14 protein-coding genes are annotated in these 16079 nt (G+C 64.7%); all 14 read right to left on the bottom strand.

Annotated features, from left to right (window positions below; translation table 11 throughout):
• Positions 1–6: 6 nt before the first annotated feature.
• Positions 7–1029: a xanthine dehydrogenase family protein molybdopterin-binding subunit gene (locus UP06_RS05245; RefSeq protein WP_045001013.1), complete on the bottom strand. Its 1023-nt coding sequence runs from the start codon at positions 1027–1029 to the stop codon at positions 7–9.
• Positions 1030–2610: a xanthine dehydrogenase family protein molybdopterin-binding subunit gene (locus tag UP06_RS05240; protein WP_045001011.1), complete on the bottom strand. Its 1581-nt coding sequence runs from the start codon at positions 2608–2610 to the stop codon at positions 1030–1032.
• Positions 2611–2621: 11 nt separating this feature from the next.
• Complete coding sequence (locus UP06_RS05235) at positions 2622–3098, bottom strand: (2Fe-2S)-binding protein (RefSeq protein WP_045001009.1); 477 nt, start codon at positions 3096–3098, stop codon at positions 2622–2624.
• Between the two features lie 6 nt (positions 3099–3104).
• Positions 3105–3923, bottom strand: coding sequence for an FAD binding domain-containing protein (locus UP06_RS05230; RefSeq protein ID WP_045001007.1), 819 nt, complete (start codon positions 3921–3923; stop codon positions 3105–3107).
• Positions 3924–4367, bottom strand: coding sequence for an SRPBCC family protein (locus tag UP06_RS05225; protein ID WP_045001215.1), 444 nt, complete (start codon positions 4365–4367; stop codon positions 3924–3926).
• Positions 4368–4372: 5 nt separating this feature from the next.
• Positions 4373–4810, bottom strand: a complete 438-nt coding sequence (locus UP06_RS05220; RefSeq protein ID WP_045001005.1) for an SRPBCC family protein — start codon at positions 4808–4810, stop codon at positions 4373–4375.
• An 8-nt stretch (positions 4811–4818) separates the two neighbouring features.
• Entirely contained in the window at positions 4819–7719 is a 2901-nt protein-coding gene (locus UP06_RS05215; RefSeq protein ID WP_045001004.1) for a flotillin family protein, read from the bottom strand.
• 27 nt (positions 7720–7746) lie between these two features.
• Positions 7747–8580: a phosphoenolpyruvate hydrolase family protein gene (locus UP06_RS05210; protein WP_045001003.1), complete on the bottom strand. Its 834-nt coding sequence runs from the start codon at positions 8578–8580 to the stop codon at positions 7747–7749.
• 3 nt (positions 8581–8583) lie between these two features.
• Positions 8584–10800 (bottom strand): ABC transporter permease, encoded by a 2217-nt coding sequence (locus UP06_RS05205; RefSeq protein ID WP_045001001.1) that lies wholly within the window; start codon positions 10798–10800, stop codon positions 8584–8586.
• A complete protein-coding gene (locus UP06_RS05200) occupies positions 10793–11575 on the bottom strand; it encodes an ABC transporter ATP-binding protein (protein ID WP_045000999.1) in 783 nt (260 codons plus the stop codon). Before UP06_RS05200 ends, UP06_RS05205 begins: the two co-directional genes overlap by 8 nt.
• On the bottom strand, positions 11568–12650 hold the full coding sequence (locus tag UP06_RS05195) for a branched-chain amino acid ABC transporter permease (protein ID WP_045000997.1): 1083 nt from the start codon (positions 12648–12650) through the stop codon (positions 11568–11570). The genes UP06_RS05200 and UP06_RS05195 overlap by 8 nt, the downstream gene beginning before the upstream one ends.
• Position 12651: 1 nt before the next feature.
• On the bottom strand, positions 12652–13662 hold the full coding sequence (locus UP06_RS05190) for a branched-chain amino acid ABC transporter permease (protein ID WP_045000996.1): 1011 nt from the start codon (positions 13660–13662) through the stop codon (positions 12652–12654).
• 201 nt (positions 13663–13863) lie between these two features.
• Positions 13864–14691, bottom strand: a complete 828-nt coding sequence (locus UP06_RS05185; protein WP_045000994.1) for an AraC family transcriptional regulator — start codon at positions 14689–14691, stop codon at positions 13864–13866.
• A 122-nt stretch (positions 14692–14813) separates the two neighbouring features.
• Positions 14814–16064 (bottom strand): ABC transporter substrate-binding protein, encoded by a 1251-nt coding sequence (locus tag UP06_RS05180; RefSeq protein WP_045000992.1) that lies wholly within the window; start codon positions 16062–16064, stop codon positions 14814–14816.
• Positions 16065–16079: the final 15 nt, after the last annotated feature.

Genomic DNA, 16079 nt, shown 5'->3' with positions numbered 1-16079 from the left:
AAACCTCTAGCGCCGCGCCTGCGGCCGTGCGCCGCCCTGGGCCTTGATCGCGCGCAGCACTTTTTCAGGCGTAATCGGCAGATCGTCGATGCGTACGCCGACCGCGTTGAAGATCGCATTGGCAACGGCCGGCAGTACCGGGTTGGCGCACATCTCGCCGGGGCCTTTGGCGCCGAAAGGACCGTCGGGGGCAGGACGCTCCAACACGGCAATATCATGCGGGCAGATGTCACCGGGGCCGGGCATCAGATATTCGACGAAGTCGCGCGGGCCGTGCACGGTCTCGGGATAGTGAGGCTCGGTCGTCTCGTAGAGTGCGTGGCTGACGCCCATCCAGGCGCCGCCTACGAGTTGCTGCTCGACGAGGCGCGGATTGAGCGCGCGGCCGAGTTCATACGCGGAATCCATCCGCACCATCGCGACCTCGCCGGTCTCGTCATCGACATCGACCTCGGCGACGAGGCAGGCGTGGGCGTAGCAGGTTGCGGGCGACATCTCGCCGGTTTCAGGATCGACGGCGGAGAGCGGCACCAGGAAGATGCCGCGGCCCGAGATCGTCTTGCCCTGCTTGAACTGTGCGGCGATCGCGACGTCCTTGGTCGAGATCGAGCGGTGCGGCGCGCCCTTGACGTGGATATTGCCGCGCCCGTCGGTTTCCAGATCGGCGGCGTTGACCTCCAGCTCCTCGGCAGCAGCCTCCATCATCACGCCGCGTGCCTCCCGGGCCGCCGCCATCACGGCATTGCCGACGCGGTGGGTGCCGCGCGAGGCGAACGAGCCCATGCAATGCGGGCCGGTGTCGGAATCGGCCGTGTCGACGTAGACGTCCTCGACCGGCACGCCCAATGTCTCGGCGCAGATCTGCCGCGTCACCGACTTCATGCCCTGGCCGAGATCGATGGACGACAGCGCCACCGTGAACTTGCCGCTCGGGTTGGAATGCACCAGTGCCTGGCTGGGGTCTCCGCCGAGATTCATGCCGATGGGATAGTTGATCGACGCGATGCCGCGTCCGCGATGCCGGGTCATCTAGCGCCTCCTGGTGCCGAGGACGGAGGAGAAACGGGTTGCGCCATGCGAGGGCGCGGCCGGCGGCGGCGGAGCAGGCGGTGGCGGCTCGCGCGGCGGTTCGCGGGTGACGGTGGGCGGGAGCCGGTCATAGCTGGTGCGCTGCTGCACTGGAGCCATGGGCCGGCTGCGCGAATCCGCCGGTGTCGGCGGGATCACGGCGCGGCTGCCGCCGCCGTCCTTGCGCGAGGAGGCCCGCTTGAATTCCTCGCGGATCGGCCACTTTGCTTTTTCGGCCGCGACCTGCACGCATTCGATCAGGGCGGTGTTCTTGGCCTCGCGCCGGTGCGCCTTCATGTCGCCGTCGCGATAGGCGTTCAGAATCCGGAACTCCATTGGATCCATGTTGACGAGGTGCGCCAGCTTGTCCATCTGGCATTCGATCGCAAAGTCCATCGCGGTGACGCCAAAGCCGCGCATGGCGGTGGCTGGTGTCCGGTTGGTGAAGACGCAATAGACGTCGCCATAGACGTTCGGGATAGTGTAGGGGCCAGGCAGATGCGCGGCGCATTTCACGGCGGCGTAGCTGGACAGGCGCGTATAGGCGCCGCTGTCGAAATAGCATCGGATCTTTCGCGCGACGACGCGGCCGTCGCGCATCACGCCGTCCTTGATGTAGATGCGTTCGGCGCCGCGTGGCGGCCCGTATTGCATCTCCTCCTCGCGCCCGAATACGTAGCGTACGGGTCGCCCGGTCAGCATCGCGCCGAGAATTGCGAGGGGCTCGGTCAGCGTATCGACCTTGCCGCCAAAACCGCCGCCGACGGTGCCGCCGATGAAGTGGAAGGTGTTGGAGGGCACGTCCAGGATCTTTGCGCAGGTGTCGACCGAGAAGAACAGCGCCTGCGTCGAGGTGTAGACGACGTAGCGGCCGTTGGTGTCGGGCGCCGCGATCGCGCCGTTGGTCTCGGTCGGCGCGTGCTCGATCGGCGACATCTGGTAGCGCTGCTCCAGCACGTGATCGGCGGTTGCGAGGGCAGCGTCGGCATCGCCAAAGCGCAGCTTCTGGTGATCGTAGACCTCGTGATAGGTAAAAGTGTTCTTCGGATAGGTCTCGTTGACGACGGGCGCGCCGGGCTTGAGCGCTTCCTCGACGTCGAACACCGCCGGCAGCGGTTCATAGTCGACCTTGACCTTTGCGATCGCCTCGAACGCCTCGCGCTCGCTGTCGGCGACGATGGCGACGATCGGCTCGCCCTTGTAGCGGACCTTGTCGACTGCCAGCGACGGCTCGTCGTCCTTGCCGAAATTGATCAGGCTGAGAAGCGTGTTGAGATTGACCGGCACGTCGGTGCCGCGAATGATCCGGCGCACCCCGGCCGAGCGTTCGGCTTCGGTGATGTCGATGCGGCGAATCCTGGCATGCGCTTGCGTCGAGCGGACGACCTTCAGATGCAGCATGCCCTGCAGCTTGTGGTCGTTGAAATAGCTCGACGTGCCCGTGACATGCCCGAGCATGTCCTGACGCTGGGTGCCCTTGCCGATTTCCTTTAAATTATCGTCGCGCTCGTCGGCGAAGATGTCCTTGCGCAGTTCCAGCATGGTGACGTCCTTCAGGCGCTGGCCCGGCCGCCGGCGACGGCCAGAATGGCGTTGATGATCGGTTCGTAGCCGGTGCAGCGGCAGATATTGCCGGAAATCGCTTCAATGACCTCGTCGCGGTTGGGCGAGGGGTTGCGGTCGAGCAGAGCCTTTGCGGCCATCAGCATGCCCGGCGTGCAATAGCCGCACTGAGCGGCAAAATGGTCGGCGAAGGCGCGCTGCAGCGGATGCAGGTTCGGACCCTGCTTCATGCCGTCGAGTGTCTCGACCGAGCGACCTCCCACCGTTTCCGCCAGTGTCAAACACGAGAGATGAAGCTCACCGTCGATCAGCACGCTGCAGGTGCCGCAACCACCCTGGCCACAGCCGAATTTGGGCGTCATGTCGCCGATCAGCTCGCGCAGCGCGACCAGGAGATTGGTGCCGCCGTCGACGAAGATGGCGACGTCGCGGCCATTGTGCCGGAATTGCAGAGGTATCTTGGACATGGGGCTCTATTCCTGTCCCGACAGCAGGCGACGCAGGTGGACGCCGACGATCTCACGGCGATACCAGGCGCTGCCGAGCGCGTTGTCGGATGGCGATGTTCCTTCAGTCGCGGCGGATGCAGCGGCAGCGATGGTTGCGGCATCCAGCGAGCGGCCCTCCAGTGCACGTTCGGCGGCGCGGGCCCGGATCTGCGTCGGTGCCATCGAGCCCAGCGCGATCCGGGCGCCCGCGATCCGGCCGCCGCTGATCGGCAGATGCGCGGCCAGCGTGATGACCGAGCCGCCCTTGGGCTTAATGCGGGCGATCTTGCGATAGCGGAACGCCTCGGTGCTGGCGGGTCGGGTGCAGGACACCGACAGCACCAGCGTCCCGGCCTGCCGGTCGCGCGCCTGCAGGAATTCTTCAATCGGGATATCCCGGGAGCCAAAGCCACCCTGCACGGCCACGGTAGCATCCAGCGCCAGCAGCGCGACGGTAAAGTCGCCGTACGGGGTCGGCGCAAAGAGATTGCCGCCGACTGTCCCCATATTGCGTACGGCGGGGCCGCCGATCGAGCGCGCCGGGGCATGCAGGAAGGCGAGATCGCGCTCGGCGAGGACGCGCGCGAAGGTGACGCCGGCGCCCAGCGTGATGCGCGGGCCTGAGGCATCGATCCGGGTCAGTGCCTGATCCTGCGCGCGGACGACGGTCGAGATCGAGACGTCGCCTTCATTCAACGCCCGCATCACCAGCGTGCCGCCGCCGAGATAGCGCGCGCTACGGTCGGTGGAGAGTGCCCCGGCCGCCTCACTGGCGCTGGTGAAAGCCTTCACTGTCACGCCCATCTATGCGGCCTCCTTCAGATGGCGGCGGATTGCCTCAAACCCGGCCTGATAAATGTCTTCGGCGACCATGTGGGTGATGCGGTCGCGGTCTTCCGGTTTGGTCGTGAAACGAGATTCCCAGTGCCAGAACGTGCGGTCGCCGTCGGTGACCGGCAGCAGGCGGACATGGGCGACGTAGTTGAACATCGGGATCGGGGTATCGAGCAGGCAATAGCTGAAGCTCTGTTCGAGATCGGACAGCGCCAGCAATTGCTCGCGCAGTTCCGCGCCGTCCTTGAGCTTGAACCGCCTGACGCAGCCGATCTTGTCCGAGGCGTGCGCACGCTCGATCGAGGACGTCGCGACCGCCGGATGCCAGCGGTCGTGCCCGTTGAAATCGCGGAGCACCGACCACGCCGCATCGGTCGGCGCGTCCAGGATCGTGCTTTTGACGATATGCGGCACCGCCATCACCCTCCGAACACGCGCTTGAGGGCATCGAAGCCGCCCTGGAATACGCCGCCGCCGATGTTGCCGACGAGCTCGGTCTCTCGCTCCGGCGTGCAGTCGAACTCGGCGGTCCATTCCATAAAGGTCTGGTCGCCGTCGGTGACGGGCGTCAGGCGCAGCGTCGCGACATAGTTTTCGACGCCCATCGGAGATTCGAGGATCGAGTAGGTGCAGAACATGTCGTAGTCCGAAAGGCCGAGCAGCTTCTCGCGGATGCGGTCGCCGTTGCGCAGGCGAAAATCCCTGACACAACCGATCTTGTCTGAAGGCTCGCCGCCCTCGATGCGGCTTTCCGCAATCGCGGGATGCCAGTTCGGCAGCCCGTTGAAGTCGCGCACCCGCGCCCAAACGCGGTCGTTGCGCGCATTGACGACAGTGGAGACGTAGACGCGGGGCATGATTGACCTCAGCTCTTCTTCCGCGGACCGCGCTCGGCGGGCGGTTCGCCGCCGCTCTCAGCCGCAGGCGAGGACGCCGCCGGCTTGTCGCCGCCGCCCTTGCGCGCGGAATCCTTGATACCCTGCATGTCGCGGGCCTCGCGGATCAGACCGGGCATCTTGGCGAGGCTGCCCCCCTCGACGCCGATATCCGCCAGCAGCGAATCGATCAGCGGCGCCTGCACGCGATAGCGCAGCGCGGAATCGATCACCTCGTCGGTGGCGCTGCGACCGCCATTGCCGCCGTGACCATTGCCGCTCAGACCGTCGACCTGGAGGATGCGGATGCCCTCGATCTTCTCCATCGGCTTGACGCTCTCGCGCACGATGCCTTCGATCTTGTCGAGCAGCTTTCGGCGGAACAGCGAGTAGCGCGCCTGGTCCGTGAGCACGTTTTCGGCTTCGTTGAGCATCCGCTGGGCCTCAGCCTCGACGGCCGCACGTACACGCTCGGCCTCCGCAGCGATACGCGTCTCCTCAGCCTGCTTTTCGGCGATCATCACCTCAACCGTCCTGCGGCGCTTTGCAATCTCGCTCTCGCGCGCAGTGATGACACGCTCGGTCGCCTCAGTAGCCCGCATCCGCGCTTCCTCCGCCATCGCCTTGGCGGCCGACTCTTCCAGCGACTTCTGATGAATGGCGATCGCCTTCTCCATCAAGACCGTTTCGACGTCCTTCTCGCGGTTGACCTCAAGCTTGCGCAGTTCGCGTTCGCGGCCGATGCGGGCCTCGTCGAGGCCGCGGTCGGAGGCGATGCGCGCGCGCTCGACTTCCTCGCGAGAGGCGATCTCGGCTTCCTGGAGCGACTGGACGCGGGCCACTTCGAGCTGCTCGATCGCGCGGCGGCGTTCTAGCCGGGCAGCTTCGAGGGCTTGCTCGCGCGAAACATCCGTGGTCTCGACCTCCCTGCGGGCGACGATTTCGGCCTGCCGCACTTGACGGTCAGCGTCGATCCGCTCGGATTTCTTGGCGGAAAGAGCAATGACGCGATCCTCATCGGCGATCTCGATGGCCTTCTTCTGCTCGATATTGAGGACTTCGCGTTTCTTGGACGAGGTGATCCGTTCGGCTTCGAGCGCGAGATCGACACCGATGCGTTGGCGCTCGATAGCGTCGCGCCGCTTCAGCTCGGCAGCCTCCAGCGCACCGGTGCGCTCGATTTCGAGCGAGCGCGTGTCGCGCTCGGCCTGGATGCGCTCGGCCGCGACCGCCTTTTCCTGGGCGATGCGAGCCGCCTCGATCGCCTCGCGGGAGGCGATGTCGGCCTCCTCGACGGCCCGGTTGCGGGCGATCTCCAGCGAACGCACGCGCTCTTCCTGGGCGATGCGCGAGGCTTCGGTGGTCTCGCGCGCAGCGATGCCGGCAACCTCGAGCATCTGGTTACGCTCGATTTCGAGCTGCCGCGTGTTCTGCTCGGCGGCGATTCGATCGGCCGCAAGTGTCCGTTCGCGGGCGATGCGGGCGGCTTCGACAGCGCGCTGCGCCTCGATCTCCGCCTCCTGGATGGTGCGGACCTGCTGGATCTCCAGCGCGCGGGTGCGCTCGTCCGACGAGATGCGCTCGACATTGACGATCAACGTCTGGGCGATGCGGGCCTTCTCGGTGGCTTCGCGGGCGGCGATCTCGGCCTCGTCGACTGCGCGGGTGCGCTCGATCTCGCGGCGGCGCGTTTCCTCTTCGTTGGCAATGCGGGCGTCGGTGACGACGCGGTCCTGCTGGATCCGGGCTTTTTCGACCGCCTCGCGGGCGGCGATCTCCGCCTCCTCGACGGTCCGCATCCGCTCGATCTCAAGCTGGCGCACCTCGCGTTCAGAGGCAATCCGCGTCGTGTCGATCGAGCGTTGGTTGGCGATCCGCGTCTTCTCGACCTCCTCACGCGCCAGCAGCTCCTTCTCTTCGATGGTGCGGGTACGCTCGATTTCCCTCTGGCGGGTCTCGCGTTCGGAGGCGATGCGTGCCTCCGCAATGGCTTGTTCATTGGCGATTCGCGACCGCTCGATCGCCTCGCGCGCGGAAATCTGTGCCTGCTCGGCCTCGGTCTCGCGCAGTGCGCGTTCGCGGGCGACTTCGGTGCGCTGGAGCGCACGGCGCATCTCGATGTCGCGTTCCTGCTCCAATCTCGCGGTCTCGCTCTCGCGTTCGATGTCGAGGGCCTGCCGCTCGGCCTCGAGATTGCGGGTGCGGATCCTGATCATCGAGTCCTGCTCGATGTCGTTGCGCAGCTTACGCTTGGCCTCGATGTCCTCCATCAACTTGGTCAAGCCTTCGGCGTCAAAGCGGTTCGAGGGGTTGAAGAATTCGAGGTCAGTCTGGTCGAGATCCGTGATGGCGACGGATTCGAGCTCAAGGCCGTTCTGCGCGAGAGCTTCGGCCGCATTGGTCTTGACGCGCACGACATAGTCGCCGCGCCGTTCGTGCATCTCCTCGAGGGTCATTTCGGAAGCGACGGAGCGGATCGCAGAAATAAACTTGCCGGCCAGCAGCGCGTGGAGCTGCTCCGGCTCCATGGTGCGGCGGCCGAGCGTCGCAGCCGCAATCGACACCGCTTCGCGGGTCGCCTGGACGCGGACATAGAAGTCGGCCTCGATATCGACACGCATGCGGTCGCGGGTGATGACCGCATCCTGTTTGGAACGCACGATGCCCATCGGCAGCACGTTCATGTTGACCGGCGTGTAGTCGTGAATGAACGGGAGAACAAAGGCCCCGCCGTTGATCACCACGCGCTCGCCGAGAAAACCGGTCCGGACGAACGACACCTCCTTGGAGGAGCGGTGGTAGAGCCAGTTGACGATGTAGACGCCAACCACGATCACGATGATCGCGACGATCAGCCAGAGGATTAACTCGCCGACCAGTATCCCTGACATGCTTTCCTCCCTCAATCGTTTCGGCGATTATCGCGCGCCGATCGCCTTGAATTTGCGGACTTGGTCCGTCAAGGCCCGCTCCACCGGCAGCCGCTCCATCGAGGAGGCGCCATAGAAGCCGTGGCAGTGACGGGTGTTCTTCATGATGAAATCGGCATCTGCGGGATCCGCGATCGGACCGCCATGGGCGAGCACGAGGATGTCCGGATTGACGCTGAGCGCAGCGGAGGCCCAGGTGTCGATGCGTGCCGGGCAGTCCTTCAGCTTGGGCGCTGTCTGGGCGCCGATCGTGCCGCCGGTGGTAAGCCCGAGATGGCAGACGATGATGTCGGCCCCCGCTATCGCCATCGCGGCGGCTTCCTTTTCGCTGAAGACGTAGGGCGTCGTCAGGAGATCCTTCTCGCGTGCTTTCGCGATCATGTCGATCTCCAGCGCATAGGACATGCCGGTCTCTTCGAGATTGGCGCGGAAGACGCCGTCGATCAGGCCGACGGTCGGAAAGTTCTGGACGCCGGAAAAACCGAGCGCTTTGAGCTGGTCGAGGAACACGTCCATGTCCCGGAACGGGTCGGTGCCGTTGACGCCGGCGAGCACCGGGGTCTGGTGGACGACGGGCAGGACCTCGCTGGCCATTTCGAGCACGATGGCGTTGGCGTCGCCGTAAGCCATCAGCCCCGCGAGCGAGCCGCGGCCTGCCATGCGGTAGCGGCCGGAATTGTAGATCACGATGAGATCGACGCCGCCGGCTTCCTCGCATTTGGCAGATAGGCCTGTGCCGGCACCGCCGCCGACGATGGGCTCGCCGCGTTTCGCCATCTCGCGGAACCGCCTTAAAAGTGTTGCACGCTCAAACCGGACCATCGGTCACCTCACCATTCTCCGGCGCGCCCCGACGCGTCCGAACAGCGTTCGGAACGCGGCTGTAATGGTCGTGGCGAACTCGGGATCGTTGATGTTCTGCTTGACGCGGATCAGTTGCCGGTTGCCGGTCGTGCGCACCGTGCGCTCCAGCGCGCGGAACAGGGCGGCGTCGGCCTCGGGATCCCAGAACGGCTGGCCGCGCACATCGAGCGCGGAGACGCCGCCCTCGGGCAGGAAGAAGCGCACCGGTCCGTCCATCCGGTTGAGCCGCTCGCCGATCCAGCGGCCCATGCGCTCGTTTTCCTCCGCCGTGGTACGCATCAGCGTCACCTGCGGATTGTGGACGTGGAATTTCCGCGTGCGGTAGCGTTCGGGGATGGTGTCGGGCGCGCCGAAATTGACCATGTCGAGTGCGCCGACCGAGCCGATATAGGGCACGCGGGTGCGGATCGTTGCGCCGAACCGATCCTCGGTCGCTGGAAACACGCCGCCCATCAGAAAATCGCAGATTTCGGTGGTTGTGAGATCGATGACGCCGGCGAGCTGGCCGGAGTCGACGAGCTTTTCCATCGAGCGGCCGCCGACGCCGGTGGCGTGGAAGACGAGGCACTCGAAATCGTCGCGAAGATCGGCTGCGATCTTCTGTACCGCCGGCGTCGTGACGCCGAACATCGTGATGCCGACCGACGGCAGCGCGGCGCTGGCAGTTCGTTCCCGGGTCTCGCGCTGGTCCAGCCGCGCCCTGACCATGCCGGCGATGGCGTTGGCGCCGTTCGACAGCACCGCGCGCGAGATCGAGTTGAGGCCCTGCACATCGGTGACCGAATGCATCATGGTGATGTCGGCCGGACCGACATAGGGGCCGACGTCACCTGAGGCGACCGAGGAGATGATCAGTTTCGGCACACCGACGGGAAGGGTGCGCATGGCAGGCGCGACCAGCGATGCCGCTCCCGAGCCGCCCGCCGAGATCACACCGGCGATATTGCCCTGGCGCTTGATCCAATTGGCAAAGGCCTCCGCCATCGCCGTCACCGCGACGCCGCGGTCCGGGCCGAACACGGCCGAGCCACCACGGCCATGGTTCAGAGCGATCTCCTGCGCGGAGACGTCGCACGCTGCCTGCCTCCCGCTGGTGGAGACATCGACCAGTCGTACGCGAAGGCCGTTTGCCGCGATGATGTCGCGGATAAAGCGGAGCTCTGTCCCTTTGGTGTCGAGCGTGCCGGCGACCAGTACCACCGGCAGCCCCGACGCCTGCGCCGTGACCGGCTCGCGCTTGCGTCTCACGGTATCTTCAAGGCGTGCGACGTGCGTCGAGAGCGTGCGCGCGGCCGCCTCGATGCGCGCGATCGGGACCGGCTGGGACCAGCGGGTGGGTGGGGTCGGGTTGGAGACGTAGATACGGATCGGACCATTGGCGCGTATGGGCTGCGGCTTCAACTTCGCTTCACTGCCGGCAACAGGCGCGTCAATGTCAGGCGTGAGCTCGGCGTGCAACCCAACGCCGAGCAGGCGCTGTTGCATGTCGCGGTCGGCTGCAAGCCGCGCCGAATCGATGATGCGGTTGATACGGCCGTTGACCATGATTGCGACATTGCGCGAGATCGCGGTGGCGACGCCGATGTTCTGCTCGATCAAGAGCACGGCCATGTCGCCGTCTTCGCCGAGCCTCAGCAGCATCTCTTCGACCTGGGCGACGATGACGGGTGCGAGTCCTTCGGTGGGCTCGTCCATGATCAGGAGCTGCGGATTGGTGACCAGCGCTCGCGAGATCGCGAGCATTTGCTGTTCGCCGCCGGAGAGTTGGCCGCCGCCATGGTCCTTGCGTTCGGCGAGGCGGGGAAAGGTGTCGTAGATGCGCTCGACAGTCCAGGCACCGGACCGCATGCCGCCAGCAAGCCGCAAATGCTCGTCGACGCTGAGCGAACGCCAGAGCCGTCGCCCTTGCGGCACATAACCGACACCGCGGCGCGCGATATGGGCCGGAGGCCGTCGCGTGATGTCCTCGCCGCGAACCCGGATCGAGCCGCCGCTCACCGGCACCAGGCCCATGATGGCCTTGCACAGCGTGGTCTTGCCCATGCCGTTACGGCCGACGACGGAGAAGATGCCGGCATCCAGCGAGAGGTCGACGCCCTGCAGTGTGTGCGAATGACCGTAATAGACGTCGAGGCCCCGGACCTCGAGCGCTGCGGCCGAGCGGCGGTCTTCATTCATGGCCGCCTCCGAGATAAAGCTCCTGGACCTCGGGATCGGACTGGATTTCCTGCGGCAGACCTTCCTTGAAGATGCGGCCGTTGTGCATCATCGTGACGCTCTCGACGACGCGCAGCGCCACGTCCATATCGTGCTCGATGATGATGTAGCCGATATGCGCGGGCAACGAGGTCAGGATCTCGACCAGCTCGGCCCGCTCGGTTGGCGAGAGGCCGGCGGCCGGCTCGTCGAACAGCACGAAGCGCGGCGCGCCGGCGAGCGCCAGTGCGATCTCGAGCTGGCGCTGCTGGCCGTGCGCGAGCTCGGCGACGCGCTGGTTTTTGACCCCCGTCAAATGCACAGCCTGCACGAGATTGTCGGCGGCGTGCGTCAGCGCATCATTCTGCCCGGGACGCAAAAACGAAAACCGGCCGCGCGAGACGCCGCGGCAGGCGAGGTAGACGTTGTCCTGTACCGTAAGCCCGGGAAACAGCGCGGAGATTTGATAGGTCCGCCGCAGCCCACGGCGAATACGTTCATAGGGCGGGAAATGGGTCACATCCTCGCCGAAGAAGCGGATGGTGCCGGAGGAGGGCGGGAAGTCTCCCGTGATGCAATTGAATAGCGTGGTCTTGCCGGCGCCATTGGAGCCGAGCACGGCGCGCCGTTCTCCGGCGCGCACGGTGATGGTGACGTCGATCAAGGCCGCGAGCGCGCCGAACAGCCGGGTTACGCCGCGCAGCTCGAGTGCTGCACCGGCGCCGACGGCGGAGAGGCGCTGCGCAACGCTATCCATGGCTGCGCCCTCCGCCGGAGCGGTCGGCTGGCCGGTGCTGGCTCTGGCGCCAGCGCTGCCACAGGCCGATCACCCCGTCAGACGACCAGAACACGATGGCGAGGAAGCCAAGCCCGATCAGCAGGCGGAAGCGATTGCCATCGAGCCCGATCTTGACCAGGAAATCGAGCGCAAAAGTACGCAACAGGACGAAGATCAGCGCGCCGATATACGGCCCGATGGGCCGTGTGATGCCGCCGACGACGGCGATGATCAGGATGTCAATACAGGCGTTGACGCTGACCGAGCCCGGGGAAATCTGGCGGTAATTCCAGACCTGAAGCACGCCGGCGAGCGCTGCAATGAAGGAGGCGACCGCGTAGGCTGCGACGCGGTGGGCATTGACGTTGAAGCCGAGCGCGGCCATTCGACGCGGATTGTCGCGCACACCCTGGAGCGCCAGCCCGAACGGCGCACGCGAAATGTAGTCGACCGCGAAATAGCAGAGCGCGCCGACGGCAAGCGCGATGTAATAGAAGGGAATATCGGCGCGCCAGTCGACGCCCCAAAAATGCGGCGTGCCGACGGTGTTGATGCCGGTGTGGCCGTTGAAGATCGCCCAGTTCTGGTTGGTGAAGTAATAGAAGGCGGCGCCGATCGCCAGCGTGATCATGATGGTGTAGATGCCCTCGGTGCGGACTGCGAGTGCGCCACCGAGCGTGCCGAAGATCGTAGCAAGCGCGAGCGCCATTGGGACGGCGAGCCACCACGGCCAACCCAGGCTGATATTGGCATTGCCGCTTATGCCGAACACCGCGACCATATAGGCCGAGAAGCCGGCGATGGTGAGCTGCATCAGGCTGACCATGCCGCCATAACCGGCAAGCAGCATCAGGCTGAGCGCGATAGTACCGAGGATCAGGGTCGTCGCGAAAATCTCGATCAGGAAGAAGCCGTTGGCGATCAGCGGCATGATCAGGAGGATGACCGCCACGATCCAGGCTGCGGGGTTGTTGATGTCGGGCCATGTTTGCGCGGGGCGCTGTGCCTCGGCAGTGGGACGAACGGCAACGCGCGCATCATGGGCGAGCGACATCTCAGCGCCTCGCCAACAGGCCTTGCGGCCGGATCGCCAGCACCAGCACCATGATCAGGAAGGTCACGACGATGGCGTAGGTCGGGATGTAGACCGAGCCGAGCTGCTCGGCGAGGCCGATGATCAGTGCGCCGAGCGCGGCGCCGGGGATCGAGCCCATGCCGCCGACGATCACGACCACGAGCGAGGCGAGCAGGAAGCGGATGTCCTCGCCGGGAGAGAGCGACTGAAAGGTGCCGCCGACCACCCCCGCGATGCCGGCGAGCCCCGCACCGAACGCGAACACCAGCACGAAAACGAGCTGGATGCGCACGCCGGTCGCGGCCAGGATATCGCGGTCGTCGACGCCGGCGCGGATGATCATGCCGATCCGGGTGCGGTTGAGCGCGAGCCACATCGCGACGCCGATCACGACAGACGCTGCGAAGATCACGAGCCGCACCGCCGGATATCGGAGGTAGACCGGCTCGCCCGAGGATTTCACCGCGGTGATCAGCGGTAGCTCGATCGGACCGATCAGCCAGTTCGGGGTCTGGATCTGGTAGAAGTCACCGCCGCAGGCCCACAACATCAGATCAGCAAACACGATGGAGAGCCCGATCGTGACCATGGTCTGACGTAGATCCTGGCCTTCCATGCGGCGGAAGACCAGAACCTGAAGCAGGACGCCGACCAGCGCCGTCAGGATGAAGGCGATGATGAACGAGAGGATCCAGGAGCCGGTCGAAGCGCTGATGGCGTAGCCGACATAGCCGCCGAACAGATACAGCGAGCCGTGCGCGAGGTTGACGTTGCGCATCAAGCCGAAGATCAACGTAAATCCGCTGGCGACGAGAAAATAGAGACCGCCAAGCGTAATGCCGTTGAAGAGCGCGTTGAGGAAGACCCGCTTGCGGCCGATCGAATCTTCAAGGCCCGGCGGCCACACCGCGAAGATGAGCCACAGCGCCACCGCAATTGCGATAATCGTGATCAGTGCCCAGACAGGATGGCGCCCGACAAAGCGCGTCATGACCGCCTCTCCGTCGTCACGTCACCCCAACCCACTTCCCCTAAACGGGGCGAGGGGGCACGCAGACCGTTGCCGGCCGCAAGCCCTGCCATGAACGTGCGCTCCCTATCGACCGCGATCCTCTTCTCGGGACCGCGTTCCGTACATCCTAATGCGACTGCAGGGGAGGCGTTTGATCGACAGTATCTTTTCGCGCGCCTGTCAGGCGCGCAAAACCTTGGCCGCGCGGCGATAATCGGTCGGCGCCATGCCGACATTGGCGGCGAAGAAACGGGTGAAACCGCTCTGCGATGAGAAGCCAAGGTCGAAGCCGATATCCGCGATCGGTGCCTCGCTCGCCACGAGCGCCTCCAGCGCCTGTTCCATCATCAGCGTGTTGAGATAGAGATGCGGGGTGACGCCGGTCTGAGTGCGGAACAGTCGGTAAAAATGCGGCCGCGACAGGCCCGATTCGCGCGCGATAGTGTCGAGCTCGATCTCGGCGCCAGGGCTCTCCGACATCATCTTGATGCACTTGCGAACACGAAAATCGGTGACTGAGCCACTCGCGCGCGGATCGGGTGAGGTCTCCGCCTGCTGCCAGCTTTCATCGTAGCAGATGTCGATCAGACTTCTCAGTTCGCCATCGAGGCTATTCAGCGAGGGTGCACCGCATACAAGGGCAGCCGCGTGCCGAATATGCTTATCCAGTGCGGTCGACCGCGCGAACTGGGTGCGGCCGAAGCGCAGGCGGTCGGCGCCGGGCGCATCGGGCGCGAACCACTCCGCATTGACGTAGAGCACGAAGAAGACGGCGCCTCCGTCGAGATCGGACGGAAGGAAATTATGCGGCTCCCATGGATTGACTGCGACCACGGAACCTTCGGTGAGCTCGTAACGTCCATCGTTGACATCGATGCATGCAGGACGCCCGCCGACATGGAAGATCAAATGACCTTCGCGATGCGCGTGGATGTTGAAGGGGCGGTTCAACTGATAGACCGTCGCCCGGCCGAAACGACCGTGAAAGACGGCGAGCGCCCGGCTCATGCCTTCCCTCCCAGAAGCTCTTGTTTTTTTAGCGTTCAACAACCGGGGAGAGAATGCAAGGGCGCACGATGTCCACGCTTTGCAAATCTCTCCCCGATCGTCACTTTGCGAACGAGACTACGTCAGTATTTCTTACATTCGGGAACTGTGCGGCTTGGCAAACCGATCTTGGCGAACACCGCGGGGTCATAGCCCAGCGTCTGGTTCACGTTCGGGATCACCTTCACGACCTTGCTGAACAGCGCCCCCTTGCCGTCGTCGACGACCTCGGTGACGAAGTTTGTGCCGATCGCCTGGCGGTTGGCGTCAAGCTTGATCTTGCCGTTGGGCGCATCGAGCTCGATCTTGGCCAGCGCGGCCTTGTATTTGGACTGGTTGTCGCTGAGATCGCCATTGACCTGACGTAGCGCCAGGATCAGCGCCATGGTCGAGCCGTAATAGTTGGTGGCGAGCAGCGACGGGCTGGGGAAGCGCTTGTTGGGCGGGAAGGCATCCTGATAGTCCTTCACGAATTTCTGCCAGCCCGGATCCTCCCAGGTGTCGGCTTGGCCGCTCGCGGCCAGCGTGCCGACCAGCGCGTTCTTGGCATTACCCTTGGACGACAGGATGGTCTGATCGATCATGATCGAGCCGCCCATCAGATGTGCCTTGCCCCCGGCCTGCTGGTACTGGTTGAGGAAGTTGACGGCGTCGGCGCCGCCGAGGCCGAGATAGATCGCATCGACGTCATCCGGCAGCGCAGCGATGACTGAAGCAAAATCCTTGGTACCGAGCGGAACCCATTGCCGGTTGGTGACCTGTCCCCCTGCGCCGCAGAATTCGAGCACGAGGCCAAATACCTGCGTGTAGATGAAGGAATAGTCCTCGCCGACGGTCGCGATCTTGCGATACTTCTTCTCGTCGTAGGCATATTTACCGAGGCCCACCTGCCACTGCGCACCATCCATATTGTAGCGGAAGAAGTTCGGGGCGGGATCGACATAGGTCGTTTCCTGGGCTCCGGAGGCGGCGTTGATGAAAGTCAACTCCGGATGGGTCTTTGCAAAATTCTTGACGGCAATGCCTTCGTCACCGGACAGCGGCGACAGCAGGATCTGCACCTTGTCCTGCTCGATCAGCTTGCGCACGGCGCGCACGGCGGAGTCCGGAGTTGCGTCAGTCGAGGCGATAACGAATTCGAGCTCTTTATCGCCGACCTTCTTACCCAGCACGTTGAGCGCCGTCTGGAAGCCGCGGATGCCGTCCTCACCGAGAACGGTGTAAGTGCCTTCGAGCGTTGCGGTGACGCCGACCTTGATCTTCTCCTGCGCGAAGGCGGTGCCAGAGAACAAAAGGCTGCTTAACGCAATCAATCCCACACTACCTCTCAGCATTGGTCTCCTCCCTAG

The sequence above is a fragment of the Bradyrhizobium sp. LTSP857 genome, from assembly GCF_000938285.1.
Taxonomy (GTDB): domain Bacteria; phylum Pseudomonadota; class Alphaproteobacteria; order Rhizobiales; family Xanthobacteraceae; genus Bradyrhizobium.
The sequence above is the reverse complement of the archived record's forward strand: the minus strand, read 5'-3'. Positions and strand labels throughout refer to the sequence as shown.

Excerpts from the sequence above, each read along its gene's own strand:
- UP06_RS05215 (WP_045001004.1), bottom strand. The coding sequence starts at position 7,719 with ATGTCAGGGATACTGGTCGGCGAGTTAATCCTCTGGCTGATCGTCGCG.
- UP06_RS05240 (WP_045001011.1), bottom strand. The coding sequence starts at position 2,610 with ATGCTGGAACTGCGCAAGGACATCTTCGCCGACGAGCGCGACGATAAT.
- UP06_RS05245 (WP_045001013.1), bottom strand. The coding sequence starts at position 1,029 with ATGACCCGGCATCGCGGACGCGGCATCGCGTCGATCAACTATCCCATC.
- UP06_RS05200 (WP_045000999.1), bottom strand. The coding sequence starts at position 11,575 with ATGGATAGCGTTGCGCAGCGCCTCTCCGCCGTCGGCGCCGGTGCAGCA.
- UP06_RS05195 (WP_045000997.1), bottom strand. The coding sequence starts at position 12,650 with ATGTCGCTCGCCCATGATGCGCGCGTTGCCGTTCGTCCCACTGCCGAG.
- UP06_RS05185 (WP_045000994.1), bottom strand. The coding sequence starts at position 14,691 with ATGAGCCGGGCGCTCGCCGTCTTTCACGGTCGTTTCGGCCGGGCGACG.
- UP06_RS05210 (WP_045001003.1), bottom strand. The coding sequence starts at position 8,580 with ATGGTCCGGTTTGAGCGTGCAACACTTTTAAGGCGGTTCCGCGAGATG.
- UP06_RS05180 (WP_045000992.1), bottom strand. The coding sequence starts at position 16,064 with ATGCTGAGAGGTAGTGTGGGATTGATTGCGTTAAGCAGCCTTTTGTTC.
- UP06_RS05230 (WP_045001007.1), bottom strand. The coding sequence starts at position 3,923 with ATGGGCGTGACAGTGAAGGCTTTCACCAGCGCCAGTGAGGCGGCCGGG.
- UP06_RS05235 (WP_045001009.1), bottom strand. The coding sequence starts at position 3,098 with ATGTCCAAGATACCTCTGCAATTCCGGCACAATGGCCGCGACGTCGCC.
- UP06_RS05190 (WP_045000996.1), bottom strand. The coding sequence starts at position 13,662 with ATGACGCGCTTTGTCGGGCGCCATCCTGTCTGGGCACTGATCACGATT.
- UP06_RS05205 (WP_045001001.1), bottom strand. The coding sequence starts at position 10,800 with ATGAATGAAGACCGCCGCTCGGCCGCAGCGCTCGAGGTCCGGGGCCTC.
- UP06_RS05220 (WP_045001005.1), bottom strand. The coding sequence starts at position 4,810 with ATGCCCCGCGTCTACGTCTCCACTGTCGTCAATGCGCGCAACGACCGC.